This is a genomic window from Luteibacter sp. P4_D7_3 (assembly GCF_056401735.1).
Window position 1 is genome coordinate 1 of the sequence record NZ_JBFUIT010000437.1, and the last position, 2,575, is coordinate 2,575.

A 2,575-nucleotide genomic window follows, 5' to 3' on the forward strand; every position below is an offset into this window, starting at 1 on the left:
GAGCATGAGCACTACCCTTGCCACGGCCGGACATGGCCACGCGGAGCACGACGACGGGTCGATGACCACGGTCGGCTTCTGGATCTACCTGATGAGCGACTGCCTGATCTTCGCGACGCTGTTCGCGACGTTCGGCGTCCTGGCCGGCGCCACGGCAGGCGGACCGGGGGGCAGGGAGCTTTTCAGCCTGCCGTTCGTGCTGACGGAAACGATGTTGCTGTTGTTGAGCAGCTTCACCTTCGGCGTCGGCATGCTCGGTGCGGCGGCGGGACGCCGTCGCGTGTTGCTCGGCTGGCTAGCCGTGACCTTCCTGCTCGGTCTCGGCTTCATCGTCATGGAAGTGCATGAGTTCGTCGAGCTGATCCACGACGGCGCAGGCCCGTCACGCAGCGCCTTCCTTTCCGCCTATTTCGGACTGGTCGGCACCCATGGCCTGCACGTGCTGTCGGGGCTGATCTGGCTCGGCGTGATGATGCATCAGGTGCTGCGCTTCGGCCTGGACGGCATCGTCCGTCGGCGACTGGCCTGCCTCAGCCTGTTCTGGCACTTCCTTGACCTGATCTGGATCTGCGTCTTCACTTTCGTCTATCTGCGCGAGTTCACTCCATGAGTCACGATACCCAGGCCCACGGCAGCATGYGGAGCTATCTGTCCGGTTTTATTCTTTCCGTCGCCCTGACCCTGGCCTCGTTCGGCGCGGTCATGTCGAACGTGGTTCCAGCCAGCGCGCGCCTCGCGCTCATCGTCACGCTGTGCGTGGCGCAGTTGTTCGTCCAGCTGGTGTACTTCCTGCACCTCGGCTCGGCGCGAAGCCAGCGCGCGAACACGGCGATCTTTGCCTGCACGACCTTCCTGATCGCCGTGGTGGTGGCTGGCTCGCTCTGGGTGATGCACAACGCCAACGTCAACATGATGCCGATGCCCATGTCGGTGCATCAGGCGATGATGCACGAGTAGCCGTCGGACTAGAGGTTGCGTTCGCCGGCCGCCACGGCTTCGAGCAGCGAAACCACGTGCTCGCCTTCGCCGGCGAGCGCCACTTCGACGGCGGTGCGATCGCCCAGTTCCTTGATGGGCGTCAGCAGCAGCCAATCCCACACGGCCTGGCGATCGGGCTCGATGCCGTAGGCCAGGTCCGCTATCCGTCGCATGATCCGGTTGCCCATCGCTCAGAACACGTGGCTGAGTGAGACGAAGAAACTACGGGTATGGTCGGCATTGACCATGGGGCTGTCTTTCACGGCATCCGGGAGAAGGGTGTAGCGCATGCCGACCGACGTGACCCACGAAGGCGACAGCCGGTAATTYGCCATGAGGTTCACGTACGGCGCGGTGCCGCCGTCGGCGTGGTACGCAGGAAGGCCGCTGCGCAGGGCCTCGCGGCCGCTGACGCCGTAGTAGTAGTCGTTGAGCGCGCCGTTGCTTCGCGTGACACCCACGGTCGGGATGAACGTGACAGCGCCTTTCTTCAGCGGGTAGCTGTAGCCGGCATCGAGCAGGATGCCGCCGCCGTGGCCGGTGAATTCCTTCTGCGCGCTGGCGGACACGACGCCCCATTCCGCTTTGTGCCGCYACGCCACGCCTGCCATACCGGAGATGTCACGGTTGGACAGCTGTTTCAGCTGCGCGTTGTTGGTGTCCTGATGGCGGAAACGGTTGGCGAATGGCGAGACGATGAGGGAAATTTCGTCGCTGGGCGTCGAAAGCAGCTTGTAGCCTGCGGAGACGCCGCGGAAGTAAAACGACTTACCCTCGTAGTTCACCAGGGGCAGGGGCAACGCCTTGTTGTCGTAGCTGCGATACGGGCTGGGGGCCCAGGCGGCTCCGATACCGAGGCTCCAGCCGGGCGCGCGGTCGTCCGCGGATTGCGCCGACACGGCGCCAGAAAGGGCGATGCCGGCGATCAGGGCAAAAAGGGACGCGGCGCGCGAACGGGGTACTGACATGCGGGAGAACTCTTAGGGGACGACAGGTTGTAAATGCTGGGGAGCGGACATTGCCCCAACATTGCGTGGCCTGATAGGCGTTTAGCTCGTGTTAGGATCGCGCCCCTTCGGGAGGTTCTGCATGCGCATACTGCTGGTGGAAGACGAGCCGGAGATGGCCGCTGTGCTCCAGGCTGGCCTGCATCGGCACGGCATGCTCGTGGACATCGCCCCGGATATCGCGCATGCGACCGAGGCCTTGCAGTGCAAGGTTCACGATCTGCTCCTGCTCGACAGGCAGCTCCCCGACGGCGACGGCGCGACCCTGCTGGCCACGGCACGGGCGACGCACGCCGATCTTCCGGTGATCATGCTGACTGCCCGCGGTTCGCTCACCGACCGCATCGAGGGCCTGGATCTCGGCGCGGATGACTACCTGGTCAAACCGTTCGCGATCGAAGAATTGCTTGCACGCATCCGCGCCATCTCCCGGCGTCCCGCGCAGATCTCCCTGCCGGTAGCCATGCTTGGCAACCTCTGCTTCGATTTCACCGCCCGCGAGGCCGTGGTCGATGGACACCCCTTGCGTCTGCAGCGTCGCCAGCTCCTGTTGCTCGAAGCACTGGCCTACCGGCATGGACGCACGGTGC

Annotated in this window: 5 protein-coding genes; 3 read left to right on the plus strand and 2 right to left on the minus strand. The window is 64.5% G+C overall.

From position 1 onward, the window contains the following. Positions 1 to 4: 4 nt before the first annotated feature. Together cyoC and cyoD are read left to right on the plus strand one after the other, a co-directional pair. Positions 5 to 610, plus strand: coding sequence for a cytochrome o ubiquinol oxidase subunit III (cyoC, locus tag AC1DSN_RS21185; protein WP_477332702.1), 606 nt, complete (start codon positions 5 to 7; stop codon positions 608 to 610). Further along, positions 607 to 957: a cytochrome o ubiquinol oxidase subunit IV gene (gene cyoD / locus AC1DSN_RS21190; protein ID WP_477332697.1), complete on the plus strand. Its 351-nt coding sequence runs from the start codon at positions 607 to 609 to the stop codon at positions 955 to 957. Before cyoC ends, cyoD begins: the two co-directional genes overlap by 4 nt. Before the next feature lie 8 nt (positions 958 to 965). Here cyoD and AC1DSN_RS21195 read toward each other — a convergent pair whose 3' ends face one another. Beyond that, complete coding sequence (locus AC1DSN_RS21195) at positions 966 to 1,151, minus strand: hypothetical protein (protein WP_213947332.1); 186 nt, start codon at positions 1,149 to 1,151, stop codon at positions 966 to 968. 18 nt (positions 1,152 to 1,169) lie between these two features. Then, on the minus strand, positions 1,170 to 1,946 hold the full coding sequence (locus AC1DSN_RS21200) for a MipA/OmpV family protein (protein WP_477332698.1): 777 nt from the start codon (positions 1,944 to 1,946) through the stop codon (positions 1,170 to 1,172). A 121-nt stretch (positions 1,947 to 2,067) separates the two neighbouring features. Between AC1DSN_RS21200 and AC1DSN_RS21205 the strand changes: the two genes are divergently transcribed. Beyond that, positions 2,068 to 2,575: response regulator transcription factor (locus AC1DSN_RS21205; protein ID WP_477332700.1), on the plus strand; the 508-nt coding region annotated here is incomplete at its 3' end.

What these genes read in the sequence shown, in the direction of transcription:
- AC1DSN_RS21195 (WP_213947332.1), bottom strand. Translation starts at nt 1,151, where the DNA reads ATGCGACGGATAGCGGACCTGGCCTACGGCATCGAGCCCGATCGCCAG.
- cyoC (WP_477332702.1), top strand. Translation starts at nt 5, where the DNA reads ATGAGCACTACCCTTGCCACGGCCGGACATGGCCACGCGGAGCACGAC.